This window comes from Desulfonatronospira sp., assembly GCA_003563255.1.
In the GTDB taxonomy this organism is placed as follows: Bacteria; Desulfobacterota; Desulfovibrionia; order Desulfovibrionales; family Desulfonatronovibrionaceae; genus Desulfonatronospira.
Genome location: PWSL01000221.1, coordinates 1 through 2,989, shown reverse-complemented (window position 1 = coordinate 2,989; position 2,989 = coordinate 1). Strand labels below are relative to the sequence as shown.

General features: G+C 59.4%; 1 protein-coding gene and 1 pseudogene. Both read left to right on the top strand.

Going from position 1 to position 2,989, the window contains the following annotated elements; translation table 11 throughout:
* Window positions 1-57 precede the first annotated feature (57 nt).
* Window positions 58-522: pseudogene (locus QZP87_RS15555) on the top strand (hypothetical protein); the annotation flags it as partial.
* Window positions 523-960: 438 nt separating this feature from the next.
* Window positions 961-2,865: a WD40 repeat domain-containing protein gene (locus QZP87_RS06565; RefSeq protein ID WP_291322124.1), complete on the top strand. Its 1,905-nt coding sequence runs from the start codon at window positions 961-963 to the stop codon at window positions 2,863-2,865.
* The last annotated feature ends 124 nt before the right edge of the window (window positions 2,866-2,989 follow it).

The window sequence follows — 2,989 nt, the reverse complement described above, 5'->3', positions numbered from 1 at the left end:
CGCTTCGCCATTGCTGAACCGGCCAAACGGGCCGGACATCCCCTGGATCAGGCGACGGTGGATCTGTTGGTGCAGGATACCGAGGGCCGGGAGGGGGCGCTGCCGCTGCTTCAGTTTGCCCTGACTCGGATTTGGGAGGGGCTGGGGGAGGGGGTGGCCCCGGCGGAGACCTATCGCCAGATGGGGGGGGTGGGCGGTGCCCTGGCGGGGAAGGCCCAGGCGATCTATGACCAGCTTAGCCCAGCGGAAAAGGAGACGGCCCGCCGCATTTTTATTGGTCTGGTTCAACTGGGGGAGGGCACCCGCGACACCCGTCGCCGCGCCCCGGTGGACAGCCTAATCGCCAGCCAGGACAGCCCGGAGACGGTGCAGCAGGTGCTGGCCCGGTTTTCCTCTCCTGGGGCGCGATTGGTGACGTTGGCCAATCAGGAAAATCAGGATGTGGCGGAGGTGACCCACGAAGCCCTGTTTGGCCACTGGCAACAGCTCAATCTCTGGCTGGACAGCAGCCGCGATGATATTCGTTTTCAACGCCGCCTGGAAGCCGCTGCCCAATATTGGCATGACCAGGGACGGCCCGCTGGCCTGCTGTGGCGATCGCCCGACTTGGATCTGCTGCGTACCTTTGCAAAAACCAGCGCGTCGGATCTCAATCAACGCTGCCTCGACTTTTTCCGTGCTTCTGATCAGTCTGAACAACGAGAGCGACGCTTGAAACGCTTAGGCATTGCGGGCTTGGCAGCAGGTTTGGTGTTAACCACTGGCCTCAGCGCCTTTGTCGGGTACCAAATGTGGCGGGTCGAACGACGGCAAATTCATATTTACGCGACTACGGCAAAGGTTTTAGCAGAGAGCGATCCATTAGGGAGTATGGTGAACGGTTTGGCTGCCATCGGCTTGGCTCGTGACCCTTTAGTTAAGCTGCCTCGCATAGGAGGCGATGGGGTCATCTCCTCTGCCGTGTTAGATTTAGGAAATCGCTATGCCCGGTTTGCTCAAGTGCTTGGTGGTCATGACGGACCGGTTTTTTCAGTAAGCTTGAGCACTGATGACGAGACTATTGTTAGTGGCGGATGGTATGGCACGGTGCGGCTGTGGGATCGCCAGGGTCACTCCATCGGAGAGCCTTTCCAGGGGCATAAAGGTTCAGTCAATTCTGTAGCGTTCAACGCAGATGGTACCACCCTTGTCAGTGGAGGTGATGATGGTACCGTGAGGCTCTGGAGTCATTCAGGCGAAGAAGTTGCTGTCTTGGCTGGTCATGACGGACCGGTTTTTTCAGTGAACTTGAGCGCTGATGAGAAGACTATTGTTAGTGGCGGTGAGGATGGCACGGTGCGGCTGTGGGATCGCCAGGGTCAGCCCATCGGAGAGCCCTTCCAGGGTCATAAAGATTGGGTCAATTCTGTAGCGCTCAGTGCGGATGGCAGCACAGTTGTTAGCGGTGGTGAAGATGGCACGGTGCGGCTGTGGGATCGCCAGGGTCAACTTCTTGGTGAGCCATTCCAAGGTCACCAAGGTTCGGTCAAGTCTGTAGCGCTCAGTGCGGATGGTAGCACCATTGTCAGTGGGGGCTGGGATAACACAGTGCGGCTATGGGATCGCCAGGGCCAGCCCATCGGAGAACCCTTCCAGGCCAATCAACATGGAGTCAACTCTGTAGCGCTCAGTGCGGATGGCAGCACCATTGTCAGTGGGGGCTGGGATGGCACAGTGCGGCTGTGGGATCGTCAAGGCCAGCCCATCGGAGAACCCTTCCAGGGTCATCAGGGTGGGGTCAATTCTGTAGCGCTCAGTGCGGATGGCAGCACCATTGTCAGTGGAGGCTGGAACACAGTGCGGCTATGGGATCGCCAGGGTCAGGTCATCGAGAAGCCATTCCAGGGTCATGAAGGTTCGGTATTGTCTGTGGCTGTGAGCCCTTATGAGGAAATAATAGTCAGTGCTGGAAGGGATGGCACAGTGCGGCTGTGGGATCGTCAAGGCCAGCCCATCGGAGAGTCCTTCCAGGGCCATGAGGGTGGGGTCAGTTCTGTAGCGCTCAGTGCGGATGGCAACACCATTGTTAGTGGGCGCTTCGATGGCACGATACGGTTATGGAGTCGACAGGGCCAGCCCATCGGGGAGCCTTTCCAAGGCCATAAGGGTGTGGTCTGGTCGGTGGCCCTGAGCGCTGATGAGAAGACTATTGTTAGTGGCGGTGAGGATGGCACGGTGCGGCTGTGGGATCGCCAGGGTCATCCCATCGGGGAGCCCTTTCAGGGCCATGACAATTGGGTCAGTTTTGTGGCCCTGAGCATTGATGGGGACACGGTGGTCAGTGGCGGATGGGATGGCACGGTGCGGCTGTGGGATCGCCAGGGCCATCCCATGGGGGAGCCCTTCCGGGGCCATGAGGGGGTGGTCAGTTCTGTGGCTGTGAGCGCTGATGGGGACACGGTGGTCAGTGGCGGAAGGGATGGCACAGTGCGGCTGTGGGATCGCCAGGGTCATCCCATCGGGGAGCCCTTCCAGGGCCATAAGGGGGTGGTCAGTTTTGTGGCCCTGAGCGCTGATGAGAAGACTATTGTTAGTGGCGGTGATGATGGCACGGTGCGGCTGTGGGATCGCCGGGGCCAACCGATCGGGGAGCCGTTCCAAGGCCATGAGGGGGTGGTCAGGTCTGTGGCCCTGAGTGCTGATGGGAAAACAGTGGTCAGTGGCGGTGATGATGGCACAGTGCGGCTGTGGCCGATGTGGCTGGCGGAGGTAGGCTGGGTGAGTTATACCTGCGATCGCATTCGGGGCTACCTGATCGCCAGAAGCGAGACCGATGAGACCGCAAGGCTGGCAAGGCGCACCTGTGAGCGGCACGCTTGGCGGTAGAGTCCAGGCTAATCACTCTGAGAGTCAGTTACGACCACCTGACCAATACACTTCATCACCATCAGCACATCGTAGAGGTCGTTCCCCGGATTGACCAAAGAAAATAGGCGAGAATTGGCGTACT